Below are 14,635 nucleotides of genomic sequence, written 5' to 3' on the forward strand. Positions count from 1 at the left end.
GCCTTGCTCAATGCCAGCGTTGCGGCTCGCCCGCTTCACGCCTCGTGGCATCACAATGTTGCGCTGCGGCGGAACCACACGCGTTCCAGTCTCATTACTTGGTCATGGATGCGTATTGGAGCGGCTGGGGAGTGCCGGGCATGATCGCCAACATCGCGATCGTGTTTGGTGCAGTGACGCTCGCGCTGGTTCTGCACGCCTTGTTTATGGCGCTGGGCCGGCGCATCGCGGGGAGAACGCCGGACTCGGTCGACGATGCCGCGCTTGCCCTATCTGCCAGACCTTCCCGGTGGATCGCCGTCGCGGTTGCGCTCGCGATATCGCGCCGTTTCCTCATTTTGCCGGATTGGCTAGATGACCTGTGGCAGCTTGCGGCGGGCTTTATCGTACCTGGGCTGATCGGATGGCTGATCATCACGGTCGTCCAGGTTTACATCCGCGCTATCGAGCTTCGCTACGACATTGCCGTTGAAGACAATCTTCGTGCCCGCCGCCGTCGCACGCGCGCAGCGATCCTGGGCAGGATTGTAATTATCGGTGTGTCGATCGTGACGGTCGCGCTGATGCTTCTCTCCATTCCAAGCATCCGAAGCGTCGGCATCACCTTGATGGCGTCGGCCGGTCTTGCGGGGCTTGCCGTTGGCGCAGCAGCTCAGCCGGCGTTGAAAAACCTGATCGCCGGCGTGCAGCTCGCATTTACCGAGCCGATCCGCATCGACGACGTACTGATTATCGAGGGCGAGTGGGGAAAGGTCGAGGAAATCCGACTCACCTATGTTGTGGTGGCTCTGTGGGACGAGCGGCGGCTTATCGTGCCGGTGTCCCGCTTTCTGGAGATGCCGTTCCAGAACTGGACCCGGAACACGAGCAAGTTGCTGGGAAGTGCCTTCTTTTGGCTTGATCCCACCGCTGACGTCCCGCGTTTGCGTGGTAAGTTCGAGGAGATCGTGCGCGCCAACCCACGCTGGGACGGGCGCGCGTACGTACTTCAGGTGACCGATACAAAACCGGAGGCAATCGAAGTGCGCGTCCTTGCAACCGCCAAGGACGCACCAACGGCCTTTGACCTGCGATGCGACATTCGAGAGGCAATGCTCGCATTTATCCGCGACGAGATGCCCGAAGCCCTTCCGAAGCGCCGGCTCCTCTATGCGGATCAGGTCTCCGGCGGGCGGCGAGACGACAGCCGCGCCTGATCAAACCGGTTCGACGACCAAGATCCCACTGGCAACGGATATGATCCGCATGCGAGCGCCAGCGGGGGCGTCCGGACCTGATGCCGGCCACTCCCCATCGCCAACACGGACGCGTCCTCGGCCAGCGACAATCGGATCTGCCACTGTAACAGTCTCCCCGACCAAACGAGCGGCGCGATCGTTCAGCAGCGGATCGCTCGTTTCCACAGGGTAATCCATGTACCATCGCCTTCCGATCAAGACCGCGACAACGCTCCACATCGCGAACGCGCCGAGCTGAGCGGCGATGGGCAGATCAGGGAAAACATAGGTGGCAGCAGAAACGATCGCAGCTGCCACTCCCAGGAATACCAGAAACACGCCAGGAACGGCCAGTTCGGCAGCCGCGAGCATGACAGCCACGAGCAACCAGAAGACCGGCGCATTTGCCGTTAAAGCCGTGATCGTCATTGCGACGGTTCCCCGCGCATGGCGGTTATGGGTGGCTTCGCCAGCGGTGAGCCGGTGGGCGAATTGTCACCAAATGTCGCTTTAGCCAATTCGCCAATCCCGCCCAACGTACTGATCAACTGGGTTGCTTCCACGGGGAACAGGATGGTCTTCGCATTTGGGCTGGTCGCGAACTTGCCCACTGCCTCCACGTATTTTTGCGCGATGAAATAGTTCAGGCTCTGTGTGCCACCACTTTCGATCGCTGCCGAGACCACCTGGCTTGCCTTGGCCTCCGCTTCTGCTGCGCGTTCGCGTGCCTCGGCGTCGCGAAACGCCGACTCGCGACGTCCTTCGGCCTCCAGAATGCGAGCTTGCTTTTGCCCTTCGGCGCGCAGGATCTCTGAAGCGCGCATGCCCTCCGCCTCTAAGATATTGGCGCGCTTCTCGCGCTCCGCCTTCATCTGGCGACCCATAGCGTTGACGATGTCGGCGGGCGGCCGGATGTCCTTGATTTCGACCCGCGTAATCTTCACGCCCCAAGGGGTTGTGGCATGATCCACAACACTAAGCAGGCGTGCGTTGATCTCGTCCCGCTTGGACAAAGTTTCGTCCAGGTCCATCGAGCCCATCACGGTGCGTAGGTTGGTCGTGGTGAGCTGAAGCAGCGCCACATAGAGATCCGACACCTCGTAGGCGGCTTTTGCGGCGTCAAGCACCTGGAAGAATACGACCCCATCGGTGGAGATCATCGCATTGTCTTTGGTGATGATTTCCTGCCCAGGGATGTCGATCACCTGCTCCATCATGTTCACGCGTCGACCGACGCGATAGAAGAAGGCGGGATAGAAGTTGAAGCCGGGCGCGGCCGTTGTCGTGTAGCGGCCGAAATGCTCGATTGTGTATTGATAGCCCTGACGCACGATCTTGATGCTGACCACGAGGTAGAGCAGCACCAAAGCCAGGACCAGCGTGGCGGCGACGAGTGCCATGCGCGTTTAATCCTCCCCGAATTTGGCTCAGCTTAGCAGCGGGCGGCGAGGGGGCCTAGCGGATCGTCGCTGTCGCGGTTACATGGCCCGCCACTCCTGCGCGACACGGAAACGGCACTTCATGGATATTCGGCTCGGCCTCACCTTCGACGACGTTCTCCTCGTTCCGGCTGCATCCGAGGTGTTGCCGAGCGAGGCCGACACAAGGACCCGAGTGTCGCGCGACATTTCGCTCAACATCCCGATCCTTTCTTCCGCGATGGACACGGTCACGGAAGCGGACATGGCGATTGTCATGGCGCAGCTTGGTGGGCTGGGCGTGCTGCACCGTAACCTCACCGTGGAAGAACAGGTTGCGGCGGTCCGGCAGGTAAAGCGCTTCGAAAGTGGAATGGTGGTCAACCCGATCACGATAACGCCGCAGGCGACCCTGGCCGAAGCGCAGGCAATGATGGCCCAGAACCGGATCAGCGGCATTCCGGTAGTCGAACATGACGGGAAGCTGGTCGGCATCCTCACCAATCGGGATGTCCGGTTTGCCGAAAACCCGATGCAGCCGGTCTCGGAACTAATGACCCGCGACAATCTGGCTACAGTGCGCGTCGGCGTGGGACAGGAAGAGGCTCGGCGTCTCCTTCACCAGCGCCGGATCGAGAAGCTGATCGTCGTCGACGAGAGTTACCGGTGCGTTGGCCTGATCACGGTCAAGGACATCGAGAAGGCGGTGACCTACCCAGACGCGACAAAAGACGCGGCCGGGCGCTTGCGGGTCGCTGCAGCGACCACCGTGGGGGACAAGGGCTTTGAGCGCACCGAGGCGCTGGTGGACGCGGAGTGCGACCTCGTCGTCATTGACACCGCGCACGGGCACAATCGTGACGTGGCGCGCGCCGTGGAGCGCGTGAAGAAGCTGTCCAATTCGGTGCAGGTCGTCGCTGGCAACGTAGCCACCGGAGAGGCGACGCGAGCCTTGATCGACGCCGGCGCGGACGGGATCAAGGTGGGGATCGGCCCGGGGTCGATCTGCACGACTCGCGTCGTTGCCGGCGTGGGCGTTCCGCAGCTGACGGCTGTGATGGATTGCGCCGAGGCGGCAGCGGGAACCGGTGTTCCGGTAATTGCGGACGGCGGACTGCGCACGTCTGGTGATCTCGCCAAGGCACTGGCCGCGGGCGCCTCGACCTGCATGGTTGGCTCCCTGCTGGCCGGGACCGAAGAAGCACCGGGCGAGACCTTTATCTACCAGGGGCGCGCATATAAATCGTACCGTGGAATGGGTAGCGTGGGCGCGATGGGGCGCGGCTCCGCGGATCGTTATTTCCAAGGCGAAATCAAAGATCAGCTGAAGCTCGTACCTGAAGGCATCGAGGGACAGGTGCCCTTCAAGGGGCCGGCGCGCGACGTGATCCATCAGCTAGTTGGAGGCATCAAGGCGGCGATGGGGTATACGGGGTCGGCCACACTGTCGGACCTGCGCGATCGTGCAAACTTCGTCCGCATCACGGGCGCGGGGCTGAAGGAAAGCCACGTTCACGATGTGACGATCACGCGCGAGGCGCCAAATTATCCGACGCGCTGAGGCAAGATGACGCCAGCCGCACGGACTCAGGCGGCGATCGAGCTGCTCGACGCCATTATCGCCGCTGCCCGAGAGGGGGGAGCGGCGGCCGATACGCTAATCGCGCGCTATTTCGCATCCCGGCGATATGCGGGTTCGAAGGACCGTCGCGCCATTCGCGAGCTGGTATACACCGCGGTCCGGCAGTGCGGCGAGCCGCCGAGCAGCGGACGGGGGGCGATGTTGCTTGTCGCCCAGAGCGATCCCGAGCTGGCAAGTCGATTTGACGGCTCCCAACATGGCCCCGCTGCCATCGAACCCGGGGAGCCTGTGGCCGAAAGAGGTGTTGTTCCGGCCTGGATTGCGCGCGAACTGGAACGATCCGGAATTCAATCGGCCTCATGGCCGGCTCTGGTCGAACGAGCACCTTTGGATGTTCGAGCCCGCCGCGACGTTGACGCTCGAGAGCTCTTGTCTGCGTTTCCGGATGCGCAGCCAATTGCGCATCTTGAACGGGGCTGGCGATTGCCGGCGGGATCCGATGTCGCGAGCCTCGCCGGCGCGGTCGAAGTGCAGGACGCAGGCAGCCAAGCGGTGTCGCTCGCGGCGCAGGTAGGCCCGGGTATGACCGTCATCGACCTGTGCGCCGGTGCCGGGGGCAAGACGCTGGCGCTGGGCGACACGATGGAGGATCGCGGCCGCATTGTCGCGTGTGACGTGGATCGGGGGCGGCTGTCCCGTCTCGCGCCGCGGGCCGAGCGGGCGAACCTTACCATTGTCGAGAGCCGGTTGCTGGACCCTGGCCGGGAAGCACAACGACTTGGCGACCTGCAAGCAGGGGCAGACCTGGTATTTGTGGACGCGCCCTGTTCGGGAACGGGCACGTGGCGGCGCAACCCGGAGGCGCGTTGGCGCTTAACGCCGGAACGACTGAGCCGGTTCGTCGCAATGCAGGCACATGTGCTGGAAGTGGCAGCGCCACTGGTGAAGCCTGGTGGCGCGATCGTTTATGTCGTGTGCTCGTTGCTAGATGCCGAAGGCAAGGACCAGGTCGACAACTTCCTCTCCGCACATGCTGGGTGGACGGCGGCGGATCCGACGCTGCCAATCGGCGCAGCGCACGGCAGGGGAGTTCGCCTGTCGCCGGCGCAGGATCAAAGCGACGGTTTTTTCGTCGCGCGCCTAGTGGCACCGTGCTAACTCCAACTACGCCGTGCCGAAGCTGGAGCCCTTGATGCGTTACACGTCTGTCGCCGTAGCCGCCGCGCTTGCGATGGTCTCGATCTCGACGTCGCTCCACGGCCAGCGGCCTGACGACCAGATTGATGCCAAGTCGCTCGCCCTGCTGCAGCAAGGCAAGGCTGCCCGCGCCGCAGGTAACGTGGAAACCGCGATTGACCTGCTGGAAACGGCGGTAGCCGTGGATCCGCGCAACCGTCAGGCCTTCATCGTGCTCGCCGAACTGTCGGAAGGGCGGGGGCTACCTGGCAAGGCGATCCGGCTGTACCGCGAGGCGCTGTTGCTTGAGCCCGACGACGTGGATGCGCTGAAGGGTCAGGGGCAGGCGCTGGTCGCCAAAGGGGCGATCGCACGCGCGAAGGAAAATCTGGCGCGGGTCAAATCGATCTGCAAGACTACCTGCCCGCAGGCAACCTCGCTAGCCGCCGCGATTGCCAAGGGACCGTCAGTTTCGACGGCACAGGCGAATACGACCAAGCAGGTGCCGGCGAAAAACTGACGATTCGCAGCCTGCCGGCCGTTCAGCAGTGATGTCTCCGCTTGATCGCAGTAGATGAGAGCCGCGGCGTTGCGGGCGCAGCGCCGGACTCAATGTCTAACGCTGGCGGGCGCGTGACTCAGGCTTCCACGTTGCCAACCCGCCACCCGTCCCAGGCGAGCAGGATTGCGCGTCCTTCGGTGTAACCGTTCTCGTTCGTTTCCAGAGCCTCCAGATCGTCACGACGGCGATCGATCATCTCCAGCCACTTCTCACGCACAGCGGGCACCCGATCCGGCAACAGATAGCGATGCCACAAGCGAGCCACGCGACGTTCCTTCCACAACCGCTCCAGCACGGGGCGCACATGCGCCCCGGGGATCGACGGTAGACGTCGACGCAACTCGCCAACCAGATGTGACGGGTAAATTTCGGTACGTTCGGCCAGCACGCCGAGGATCGCCAGTTCGATCAGCATCTCATCCATGCGACGCTGATGCGGCTCTGTTACGACGGAAGCGGTCATGGACGTAACTCACTTTGATAAAGCGATAAGTTGGGCGAGGCCGCTCGCCCCGGTCTTGGCAAGGACCGAGGCGCGATGATCCTCGACGGTTTTTGGGGAAAGGCCCAAGCGGTCGGCGACCACCTTGTTTGGGTGGCCCTGCACGAGCAGATCGAAGACCTGCCGCTCTCGAGGAGTAAGATTGGCTGTGCGGGCGGTGACTGCGCGGCGATCATGGCTCCAAGCCACTCCTTCCCGCACTGCGGCGAGCAGGCGATCCTCGTCGATCGGCTTCTCCAGATAGTCCAGCCCGCCATAGCGCCGGACCGAGTCCACGGCGTTTGCCGTGGTGGGCCAAGCGGTCATGAAAACAATTGCGACGTCTGGATCGAGCACGCGGACCTGATCGGCGAAGGCGAAGCCGTCCAGATCTCCCATCATGACATCCGTAACGATGCAATGTGCTGGCGCTTCAGCGTAGACGTGCAGCAACGCGGCGGGATCGAGGATAGGCTCGGCAGCATAACCCTGTCGCCGCAGCAACCGGGATACGCTCGCGGCAAGATCCGGGTCGTCATCGACGACGTACACGCTCTCGCATTCCCTCACCCCGGTTCCCCCACGAGCGGAAGCGCGATTGTCGCGCGTACGCGGCCGCTCTGTTCCGTGACTCGAACCAGCGTGCCGCCGTGAGCCTCCACAATCGCCCGCGCGATCAGCGTTCCTACCCCCATGCCGGGCTGAGCAGGTTGTCCCGGCAAGCAGGTGTTCTGGACGCTCAGGCGCACGAGATCGCCCTCCTGCTCGGCCGCGAGCGTTACTTCTCCGCTCGGTCCACATGCTTGCGCAGCGTTGCGGATCAGGTTCATCATCGCCTGGGCGAGCTCTACTTCCTGCCCGAGCACGACAAGATCTTCGTCGCCCCGGCTGACGCTGAGGGTGACACCGGCGGCGGAAACCTCAGGCCGGGCGAGGGCAAGAACGCTGTCCATCAGCGCACTGACCGGCAAAGGGGTTGGTTCATCAACGGCGCGGCCGCCATAGCGACGCAAGCGACGGACAAGCTCCGACAGTTGAGTCGCCTTGGCGTGGATCAGCGCCGCCGTGGCGGCTACCTCCGGTGGGGCGTCAGCGGCGGATTCGTGAAGGTGGCGTGCCTCGATCGAGAGGGTCGACAGCGGCTGCGAAATTTCGTGGATCACCGCCACGGACATCGCGCGCAGCGTCTTCAGTCGCTCGGCCTGGAAAAGCAGCCGATCACGCCGGGCAAGATCCTCGCGCGCCCGCACTTGGGCATCTGCGAAGCTTCCGGCGAGATAGCCCGTCACCACAAGGGTGGCGAGCCCGAGGTGGAGATGAAGGCGCGCGGCTGTCGTCATCTCTCCGGCGGTGAACGGCAGAACGATAGTGGCGACTGTCAGCAATGCGCACCATGCTCCAAAGCGCCCCAGGCGAAGACCGACCCAGGCGATGGCGACCAACACAGGTGCAGGCTGTAACCCGAGGCCTATCCAGGCGAGACCGACCGCCAGGAGAATACCAACGGCGAGAACCGCCGCCCCCTCAACGAGGACCCGAACCTTACGCCGGCGGATCGCGAAGCGGTTCCGGCCGCTGACATGGTCCGCGGCCCAGAGCAGAGGCGGGGCCACTAGGAGCACACCCAGCAAGTCACCAATGGCGAAGGCATTGAGCGAGAGCACAACGGCGCGCAGATCGGTGACACCCGTCAGGTCAGGGCGCAGGAGGGCCTGGGGAACCGCAGCAAGGGCAGCGGCGATAGGTGCCAGCACGCTGCCCACAGCGAAGGGCATCGGCGCCGTGAATAGCACGCCGCGGCTCTCCATGCGCCGGAGCAACCGGCGAATAGCAAATACCGTTAAGCCATAGGCGAAGACTGGCCTCACGACGGCGGACACGGTCATCAGCCAATCCGAAGTGGTCAACACAACCGCGCCGGTCAGGACGTCCATACCAAGTTCGACCACCGCGACGGGCAGCGTGAACCGTGCACCGGCGCGCCAGAGAAGCGCAAAGCGTAGCCCGGCAGCAGGAAACCATAGCGAGTAATAGCCGTCACCATCCCAGGCAGCGGCAATTCGGTGCGTGATGACGAAGCCGATGGCATAGAGCGCCAGCAGCCCCGCGTCGCGCGCATATCCCTTGGAGAGCGTCAACGAAGAACGCCATGTGACTGGATTACCAGCATGATGGAGCGCGCGGCTGGCCATGGCATTCCCGAACGGCGGGCCCTTCCCCGGTGGTTTTCGTAAGTCCCGTACGTAGCACGGAACATTCGAGGCGTACCGTTGGCCCGTGAACTGAGGTCGGCCAAGCAGGGAAATACCCGGTATGGCGGTGACTTACCGGGTATTTCCCGGATAACCATGAGGCGGCGGGCGGGGCATTGCTGCTCCCGCCTCTGAGGGCGCGACGGATAGTGACGGACCGAAACGGGGGGCCGTCACAGCAATGATGATGTGGAGCTGCGCAATAGGGGGCCGGCTTCACATCAATCGTCCTGCGTGCCGTGCGGGCAATCGTCTGGGTCGAGGAGGGAGCGGCCGGGCGGGAGCGGCTGCATAGCCGGGCGAACGGGAGGCCGGATGACTGGGGAGTTCGCGCCGGCCTCCCAAGCGCACTCTATCCTTCGGTAATAGTCGCCTGCTCGGTCGTGCTTGCGGACAGGCGGCGCGCCAAAGCCACAAACTCGGACACGGAGACGGTTTCCGCACGGCGCGTTGAGTCGATACCTTCGGCCTCCAAGGCAGTGAGGGCACCAGACACGCCTCGCAGACTTTGCCGCAACATCTTCCGCCGCTGCCCGAAAGCCGCACTCGTAAGCGCTTCCAGCTTCGCCAGCTGCACGCCAGCGGGCGCTTCGTCGGGAACGATGTGCACCACGGCCGACATCACCTTTGGCGGCGGCGTGAAGGCGGAGCGGTGCACCGGCAGCGCGATGCGCGGTGTGCTTCGCCATTGCGCGAGCACCGCCAGCCTGCCGTAGGCATCGGTACCCGGCGCTGCGACGATGCGATCGGCGACCTCGCGCTGGAACATCAGGGTAAGCGACTGCCACCAAGGCATCCATTCCGCCGAGAGCCATCCGACGAGGAGGGCTGTGCCCACATTATACGGGAGATTGGCGGCAATGTGCGGCTTGCCAGCGAAGAGCGAACGCGCATCGATCGCGAGCGCGTCCCCTTCGATGACGGTCAGATGGCCGGGGTAGGCGTCGCCAAGCTCCGCGAGCGCGGGGATGCACCGCCGATCGCGCTCGATTGCGGTGACCTTTGCACCCGCGGCGAGCAGTGCGCGGGTCAATCCGCCCGGGCCAGGCCCGATCTCTAAAACTTCCTCGTTATCCAGATCACCCGCAATGCGGGCGATGCGGGCGAGGAGTTGAGCGTCGAAGAGGAAGTTTTGGCCAAGCGCCTTGGAAGCGCTGAGACCATGCCGCGCGATCACCTCGCGCAGCGGCGGCAGGTCCGTCACAGGTTTGGACAGGCGGCTCGCACCGCCGCAGCCTTTGCCGCCATAGCGATTGCCGCGATCATCGCGCCCGGCTCTGCCCTGTTTTGGCCGGCGAGTGCGAACGCTGTGCCGTGATCCGGCGAAGTGCGCACCACGGGAAGGCCTAGCGTGATGTTGACACCTTCATCGAAATGAAGCGCCTTGAGCGGGATGAGCGCCTGATCATGATAACAGCAAAGCGCCGCGTCATATTGCTCGCGAGCGCGACCATGGAACATCGTGTCCGCCGCGAACGGGCCGACGGCGTTGATCCCCTCCTCCCGCAATTGCGCGATGGCAGGCTCCAGAACCTCAATTTCCTCGCGGCCCAACGTGCCGGACTCTCCCGCATGCGGGTTGAAGCCGGCGAAGGCGAGGCGAGGCTCCTCCACCCCAAAGTTCCGACGGAGCCCGCGTGCCGTCGCACGCCCCTTGGCGACCACAAGGTCAATCGTGAGCAGCGATGCGACCTGTGCCAGCGGAACATGCGTGGTCATCGGCACGACTCGCAGGGAAGGGCCAGCCAGCATCATCACGGCATTCTCCTTGGCGACGCCGAACCGCTCCGCCACGAATTCCGTCTGGCCAGGGTGACTGAAGCCGATGCCGTAGAGTTGTGCCTTTGATACCGGCCCCGTGACCAGTGCCGACGCCGCGCTTGAGCGCGCGAGACCAACCGCGAGCTCGAGCGAATGGAGTGCGCAGCGTGCGCCGTCTGCATCCGGCCGACCTGGCACGATTTCCCCGGCATCCTCGACGGTGAGGACCGGAAGCGCGTTGCCGAAGGCCGCCTCCACCTCACGAAGATCAGTGATCCGCGCGACGGGGCCGTTCCAGACACGTTCGATCGCGCGCGCGTCCCCTACCGCGAAAAAGGGCGGCAGCGATGTCGCTTCGCGGACAGCCCATGCCTTGGCAATGACCTCCGGCCCGATCCCGGCGGGATCACCCATGGAAACAGCGAGAGGTGCCACGGTCGAGATCTCAGCGATACTCCACGATGGCGTCGCGACGCAGGTCACGGAGCGCCTGTTGCGCGCGAAGGTTCACGCGCTGTTGCTCCAGCTGGTTCTGTATCTGTTCGGTGCCGGGGAGCTGGGCCGAAGCCGTATCGTCGCGTCCGCAGAGGACAAGGGTCCGCACGCCCTCTTCCGGGTTGCCGAATGGCGGCGTCGCTTGGCCGACCTGAAGGTTCAACATGATCTCCTGCAAAGGCGCGGGAAGATCGCGGATCCGAATGGCGTCGTTCTGCACGACTTCGGCGTTGATCGTGGCAGCGACCTTTTCAACAGAGCCGCAGCCCTGAAGCTTCGTGAGGGTGGACGCGAAGCTCGCGGTTCGCTGGCTCGCCTGCGCCTGCGTGGTTCCACGTGGGAACTTGATCGTCATCTGCTTCAGGCTGAGACGCGCGTCACGCGGATTTGCCGTCAGCACCTGTCGCTTGTCCACCAAGTGAAGGATCGAGAACCCGCCCGGCACCGGGATCGGGCCAACCACCTGACCGACCTGCATTTGCGCAGCGGCTTCGGCCAGTTCGGCCGGCAACTGCGCGCCACGCACCCAGCCGAGATCGCCATTAACGCCGCGCGTTGAGGCTTCGGAATAGTTGCGCGCAAAATAGCCGAACGGTGCCTGACCCTTCTGGATCTCACCGATCAACTGGCGTGCGGCGGCATAGACCTGTTCGGTGCGGTCAGGAGTTGCGGAAAGGTAGATTTCGTTGAGGTGAAACTCGTCCGTGCCCTTCGCGGCTTCCAGACGATCGAGGATCGCCTTTACCTCTTCCTCACCGACGTTGACGAACGGCTCGACACGGCGACGCAGATACCGCTGCCACGCGAGTTCTCCCTCGATCTGGCGCTTGATCGACCGTTCAGACGAACCCTGCTCGCGCAGGAAGACGCGGAACTGTTCAGGCGTGCGATTGAAGTTCGTCGCGATGCGATTGAAGCTCTGGTTCAGTTCATCGTCCGTGATCGTGATCTCGGCCGTTTTCGCTTGCTGGATCTGCAGAACCTCATCGATCAACTGCCGCAGCACCTGAAGGCGAAGCCGATCGATTTCCTCCGGCTTCAGCTGAACATTGTTCGCAGCGAGGATCAGCGCCACCCGCTGGTCCACGTCAGTGCGTGTCAAAACATTGTCGTTTACGATCGCAGTTGCCTTGCGAACGTTCGGGTCGACGCTGCCGAAGATTTCCAGGTTCTGGGGGATGTTCAGCCCGGTGTTGTCCGGCAGAGACTGATCTTTCACCGTCGCAGGTCCCGCCTGCTGCCCGGTCGCCGCACCTGCAGCCGCCAGCGCCAGCACCATGCCCGCGACGCGGCCGAACCGCAGCGCCTTGTTGCCCATCGTCGTCACTCGTTCAGGAATCCCATTCTGCGCGCCGTTGCTGCCGACCCGGCACTGCATTCATGTAGCTGAACCGAGGCTTAGCGCCCGAGGTTCTTGAACGCCAGCGTCAATAGGAAGCTGCTGCCGCGGCGGGCGTCGCCCGTGGTGCGATAATCCTGCCGCCAGGTAACGCCGAGTGTCAGACAATCGTCCTCATATTGCACGCCAAGCCGGTGCCGGATGGGATCGAACCCATCGGAGAGCGAGAATACGTCGTCAGTACGGTCGGTGAGATCGATCAGGCCTGATGCGAAGGCCGACCAGAAGCGCGCGAACTGTACGCGACCACCGACGCGGATTTCCTCTCGATCCTGCAGATCCTCAAGCTCGTCAATATCGCGGTTCAGCCGTAGATAGCCAACCAGAAGATAAGTATCGCGCGAACCTACTGTTGCGTCGATCTCGTTCCGGCGCACCGCAAGCCCATCCTTGTCCAGGCGGTAGCGGTGCGTGAGAGACAGAAAGTCGCGGAAGCGAATGTTCGTTCGACCAACGATGTCAGAAAAGCGATCGCTGAGCCCAGTTCCGGATGGCAGGATGGTCGCGCGATTGTTCAGACGATAGCTTTGGCCGATGTTGGTGGCGATGCTGAGCCCTGGCAGATCGAGATTATATTCGATGCCGTAGGTAGCGCGGGATGAATCCTCCCAACGATCGTAGCCCGCGAACCGGTTCAGCGCGAACAAGTTCGAATCCTCAAGATCGATCGCGCGGGCATCCTCATTCGGAAGCTCCAAGTTCTCAATTTTCGGGGAGGCGACGATCTGCAGCCGCGGCGTGATACGCTGCGTGCCGCTTAGGAACGCCCCCACGAACGGCCAGCGAACGTCTACTGCCACGGACCCGATGCCCCGCGACTGAAAGCCTTCGATACCGCGGTAGCTGGCAATGTTGGTCGCAGCGGTATCGTTGGTGTTGTAGGCATCCGCTCGCGCAAAGGCCGTGAACGTGACTTCCTGTCCCCAGTTCGTGAGGCGGCGCAGATCCCAGCGTGCACTGGCGAAGGCTCTCTGGGTGTCCTGGCCAGCCTTGCGGCCGAGGGCCAGCGTATTCAACTGAAACTGAAGGGTGCCGCCCAACAAGCCTTCGCTGACGCGGCGTCGATAATCGAGCTCCGGCAGGGCGACCGGCTGCAAACCCTGACGTTCGCCGACACGCAACGTCTGTGTTGCCCAGCCCGCAAGCGAGAAATAGCTGTTCTGATCGATCCGTTCGAGCGCGAAGGTCGTCCGCAGACGATCGGCCTTCGAAATGTCATAACGGCGCAGGAAAGTCCGGTCCGTAGCCAGGCGAAGCGATCCGGAAAGGCTCCAGTTTTCGTCCAGCTGAAACCGGCCGACGCCGTCGAGATAACCGCGGAACGCTTGCTCGGTCGATGAGGTGAAGCCACTCGACAGATCATCGCTACGGCGGCTCACGGTTCCGAAGCCGGTGATGCTGAACGCACCCAGTTCGTTCAGGTGCTCGTAATTGGTTTCCAGCATTGGCAAGACCGCCGAATAGACGTGCGGCGTCACCGTCAGCTTCCGATTGGGCGCCAGACGGAAGAGGTAAGGCGTCGCGACCTCAAACCCATTCACGCGATCATAGCGGACGTTCGGAGTCAGGAGGCCGCTTGCGGTGCCTTCGCCGATCGGATGTGAGAATTTCGGAAGCGGGATGGATGGCAGTCCGAACAGGTGGACCTGACCGCCGGTATAATACACGCGCTCACGGTCCGGTCGGTAGGTGACTTTAACCGCTGTCACCTTCCACGTCGGTTCCTTCGGGCAACCATCAGAATCGACGACCGAACAGGCCGTATAGGCGGCGCGCTCAAGGGAAATGGTGCCGTCCTCGAACCGCGTTCCGCGATCCGCCGCGAGCCGGCCGCCACGCTCGAGTACGACAAGCATGTTGTCGACCAATCCGTCTTTCAGCGAATCGGTCAGCTCGATCGAATCGCCATAGGCGGTGTCGCCCTCGGGATTGGTGACCGCGATGTTGCCGGTCGCCACGACCTTCCCAGTCTTGCGGTCCCACACGACCTTGTCGGCGCGCAGCCGCTGGCCAGAACGGAACATGCGCACGTCCCCGGTGGCCGTAACGACATCGCCTTCATAATCATATTCGAGCGTACCAGCGCTGAAATTCACCTGGTCGTCGGCCGCGCCTGGCGCCGGATCGGTCGCGACCTCCGGTGCAGGCGGTGGCACCGGCCGGTCCTGAAGATCCTGCGCGGCGGCTGTCCCGGAAAGCAATGCCACCGAAAACGCGCAGCTTGCCAGAAGGTCGAGACGCGTCACTCGCTTACTCGCAAAGCTTGAACCCCTTTTCGCCGCCTGATGGCGC

At 63.3% G+C, this 14,635-nt stretch carries 13 protein-coding genes; 4 read left to right on the plus strand and 9 right to left on the minus strand.

Annotated features, from left to right (window positions below; genetic code table 11):
• The first annotated feature begins 140 nt into the window (after nt 1-140).
• Nucleotides 141-1,196: a mechanosensitive ion channel family protein gene (locus LQ954_RS06530; RefSeq protein WP_231022412.1), complete on the plus strand. Its 1,056-nt coding sequence runs from the start codon at nt 141-143 to the stop codon at nt 1,194-1,196.
• Here LQ954_RS06530 and LQ954_RS06535 read toward each other — a convergent pair whose 3' ends face one another.
• Together LQ954_RS06535 and LQ954_RS06540 are read right to left on the minus strand one after the other, a co-directional pair.
• Nucleotides 1,197-1,646 carry an NfeD family protein gene (locus LQ954_RS06535; RefSeq protein WP_231022413.1) on the minus strand — a complete coding sequence of 150 codons (450 nt, stop codon included), beginning with the start codon at nt 1,644-1,646 and terminating at the stop codon, nt 1,197-1,199.
• On the minus strand, nt 1,643-2,617 hold the full coding sequence (locus LQ954_RS06540; RefSeq protein ID WP_231022414.1) for an SPFH domain-containing protein: 975 nt from the start codon (nt 2,615-2,617) through the stop codon (nt 1,643-1,645). The genes LQ954_RS06535 and LQ954_RS06540 overlap by 4 nt, the downstream gene beginning before the upstream one ends.
• Nucleotides 2,618-2,738: 121 nt before the next feature.
• Here LQ954_RS06540 and guaB point away from each other — a divergent pair, with 121 nt between their 5' ends.
• From guaB to LQ954_RS06555, 3 genes are read left to right on the plus strand one after another with little or no spacing between them, the layout of a single operon-like run.
• Entirely contained in the window at nt 2,739-4,196 is a 1,458-nt protein-coding gene (guaB, locus tag LQ954_RS06545; RefSeq protein WP_227770274.1) for an IMP dehydrogenase, read from the plus strand.
• Between the two features lie 6 nt (nt 4,197-4,202).
• Nucleotides 4,203-5,375 (plus strand): RsmB/NOP family class I SAM-dependent RNA methyltransferase, encoded by a 1,173-nt coding sequence (locus tag LQ954_RS06550; RefSeq protein WP_231022415.1) that lies wholly within the window; start codon nt 4,203-4,205, stop codon nt 5,373-5,375.
• 34 nt (nt 5,376-5,409) lie between these two features.
• Nucleotides 5,410-5,913 (plus strand): tetratricopeptide repeat protein, encoded by a 504-nt coding sequence (locus tag LQ954_RS06555; RefSeq protein WP_231022416.1) that lies wholly within the window; start codon nt 5,410-5,412, stop codon nt 5,911-5,913.
• Nucleotides 5,914-6,031: 118 nt separating this feature from the next.
• Here LQ954_RS06555 and LQ954_RS06560 read toward each other — a convergent pair whose 3' ends face one another.
• The 7 genes from LQ954_RS06560 to LQ954_RS06590 form a co-directional block, all read right to left on the minus strand.
• The gene (locus LQ954_RS06560) at nt 6,032-6,418 is read right to left on the minus strand and encodes a hypothetical protein (protein WP_227770271.1); all 387 of its coding nucleotides are present in this window, start codon (nt 6,416-6,418) and stop codon (nt 6,032-6,034) included.
• 9 nt (nt 6,419-6,427) lie between these two features.
• On the minus strand, nt 6,428-6,988 hold the full coding sequence (locus LQ954_RS06565; RefSeq protein ID WP_231022417.1) for a response regulator transcription factor: 561 nt from the start codon (nt 6,986-6,988) through the stop codon (nt 6,428-6,430).
• 14 nt (nt 6,989-7,002) lie between these two features.
• Entirely contained in the window at nt 7,003-8,574 is a 1,572-nt protein-coding gene (locus LQ954_RS06570) for an ATP-binding protein (protein WP_231022418.1), read from the minus strand.
• A 466-nt stretch (nt 8,575-9,040) separates the two neighbouring features.
• Nucleotides 9,041-9,892, minus strand: coding sequence for a 16S rRNA (adenine(1518)-N(6)/adenine(1519)-N(6))-dimethyltransferase RsmA (rsmA, locus tag LQ954_RS06575; RefSeq protein ID WP_231022419.1), 852 nt, complete (start codon nt 9,890-9,892; stop codon nt 9,041-9,043).
• The gene (gene pdxA / locus LQ954_RS06580; RefSeq protein WP_231022420.1) at nt 9,889-10,863 is read right to left on the minus strand and encodes a 4-hydroxythreonine-4-phosphate dehydrogenase PdxA; all 975 of its coding nucleotides are present in this window, start codon (nt 10,861-10,863) and stop codon (nt 9,889-9,891) included. Before pdxA ends, rsmA begins: the two co-directional genes overlap by 4 nt.
• Before the next feature lie 31 nt (nt 10,864-10,894).
• Nucleotides 10,895-12,262, minus strand: a complete 1,368-nt coding sequence (locus LQ954_RS06585) for a peptidylprolyl isomerase (RefSeq protein ID WP_231022734.1) — start codon at nt 12,260-12,262, stop codon at nt 10,895-10,897.
• Between the two features lie 80 nt (nt 12,263-12,342).
• Nucleotides 12,343-14,589 (minus strand): LPS-assembly protein LptD, encoded by a 2,247-nt coding sequence (locus tag LQ954_RS06590; RefSeq protein ID WP_231022421.1) that lies wholly within the window; start codon nt 14,587-14,589, stop codon nt 12,343-12,345.
• Nucleotides 14,590-14,635 lie beyond the last annotated feature (46 nt).

The sequence above is a fragment of the Sphingomonas sp. IC-11 genome (assembly GCF_021043365.1).
In the GTDB taxonomy this organism is placed as follows: Bacteria; Pseudomonadota; Alphaproteobacteria; order Sphingomonadales; family Sphingomonadaceae; genus Sphingomonas.

Excerpts from the sequence above, each read along its gene's own strand:
- LQ954_RS06535 (WP_231022413.1), bottom strand. The coding sequence starts at position 1,646 with ATGACGATCACGGCTTTAACGGCAAATGCGCCGGTCTTCTGGTTGCTC.
- guaB (WP_227770274.1), top strand. The coding sequence starts at position 2,739 with ATGGATATTCGGCTCGGCCTCACCTTCGACGACGTTCTCCTCGTTCCG.
- LQ954_RS06555 (WP_231022416.1), top strand. The coding sequence starts at position 5,410 with ATGCGTTACACGTCTGTCGCCGTAGCCGCCGCGCTTGCGATGGTCTCG.
- LQ954_RS06585 (WP_231022734.1), bottom strand. The coding sequence starts at position 12,262 with ATGGGCAACAAGGCGCTGCGGTTCGGCCGCGTCGCGGGCATGGTGCTG.
- pdxA (WP_231022420.1), bottom strand. The coding sequence starts at position 10,863 with ATGGGTGATCCCGCCGGGATCGGGCCGGAGGTCATTGCCAAGGCATGG.
- LQ954_RS06530 (WP_231022412.1), top strand. The coding sequence starts at position 141 with ATGATCGCCAACATCGCGATCGTGTTTGGTGCAGTGACGCTCGCGCTG.
- LQ954_RS06550 (WP_231022415.1), top strand. The coding sequence starts at position 4,203 with ATGACGCCAGCCGCACGGACTCAGGCGGCGATCGAGCTGCTCGACGCC.
- LQ954_RS06540 (WP_231022414.1), bottom strand. The coding sequence starts at position 2,617 with ATGGCACTCGTCGCCGCCACGCTGGTCCTGGCTTTGGTGCTGCTCTAC.
- LQ954_RS06560 (WP_227770271.1), bottom strand. The coding sequence starts at position 6,418 with ATGACCGCTTCCGTCGTAACAGAGCCGCATCAGCGTCGCATGGATGAG.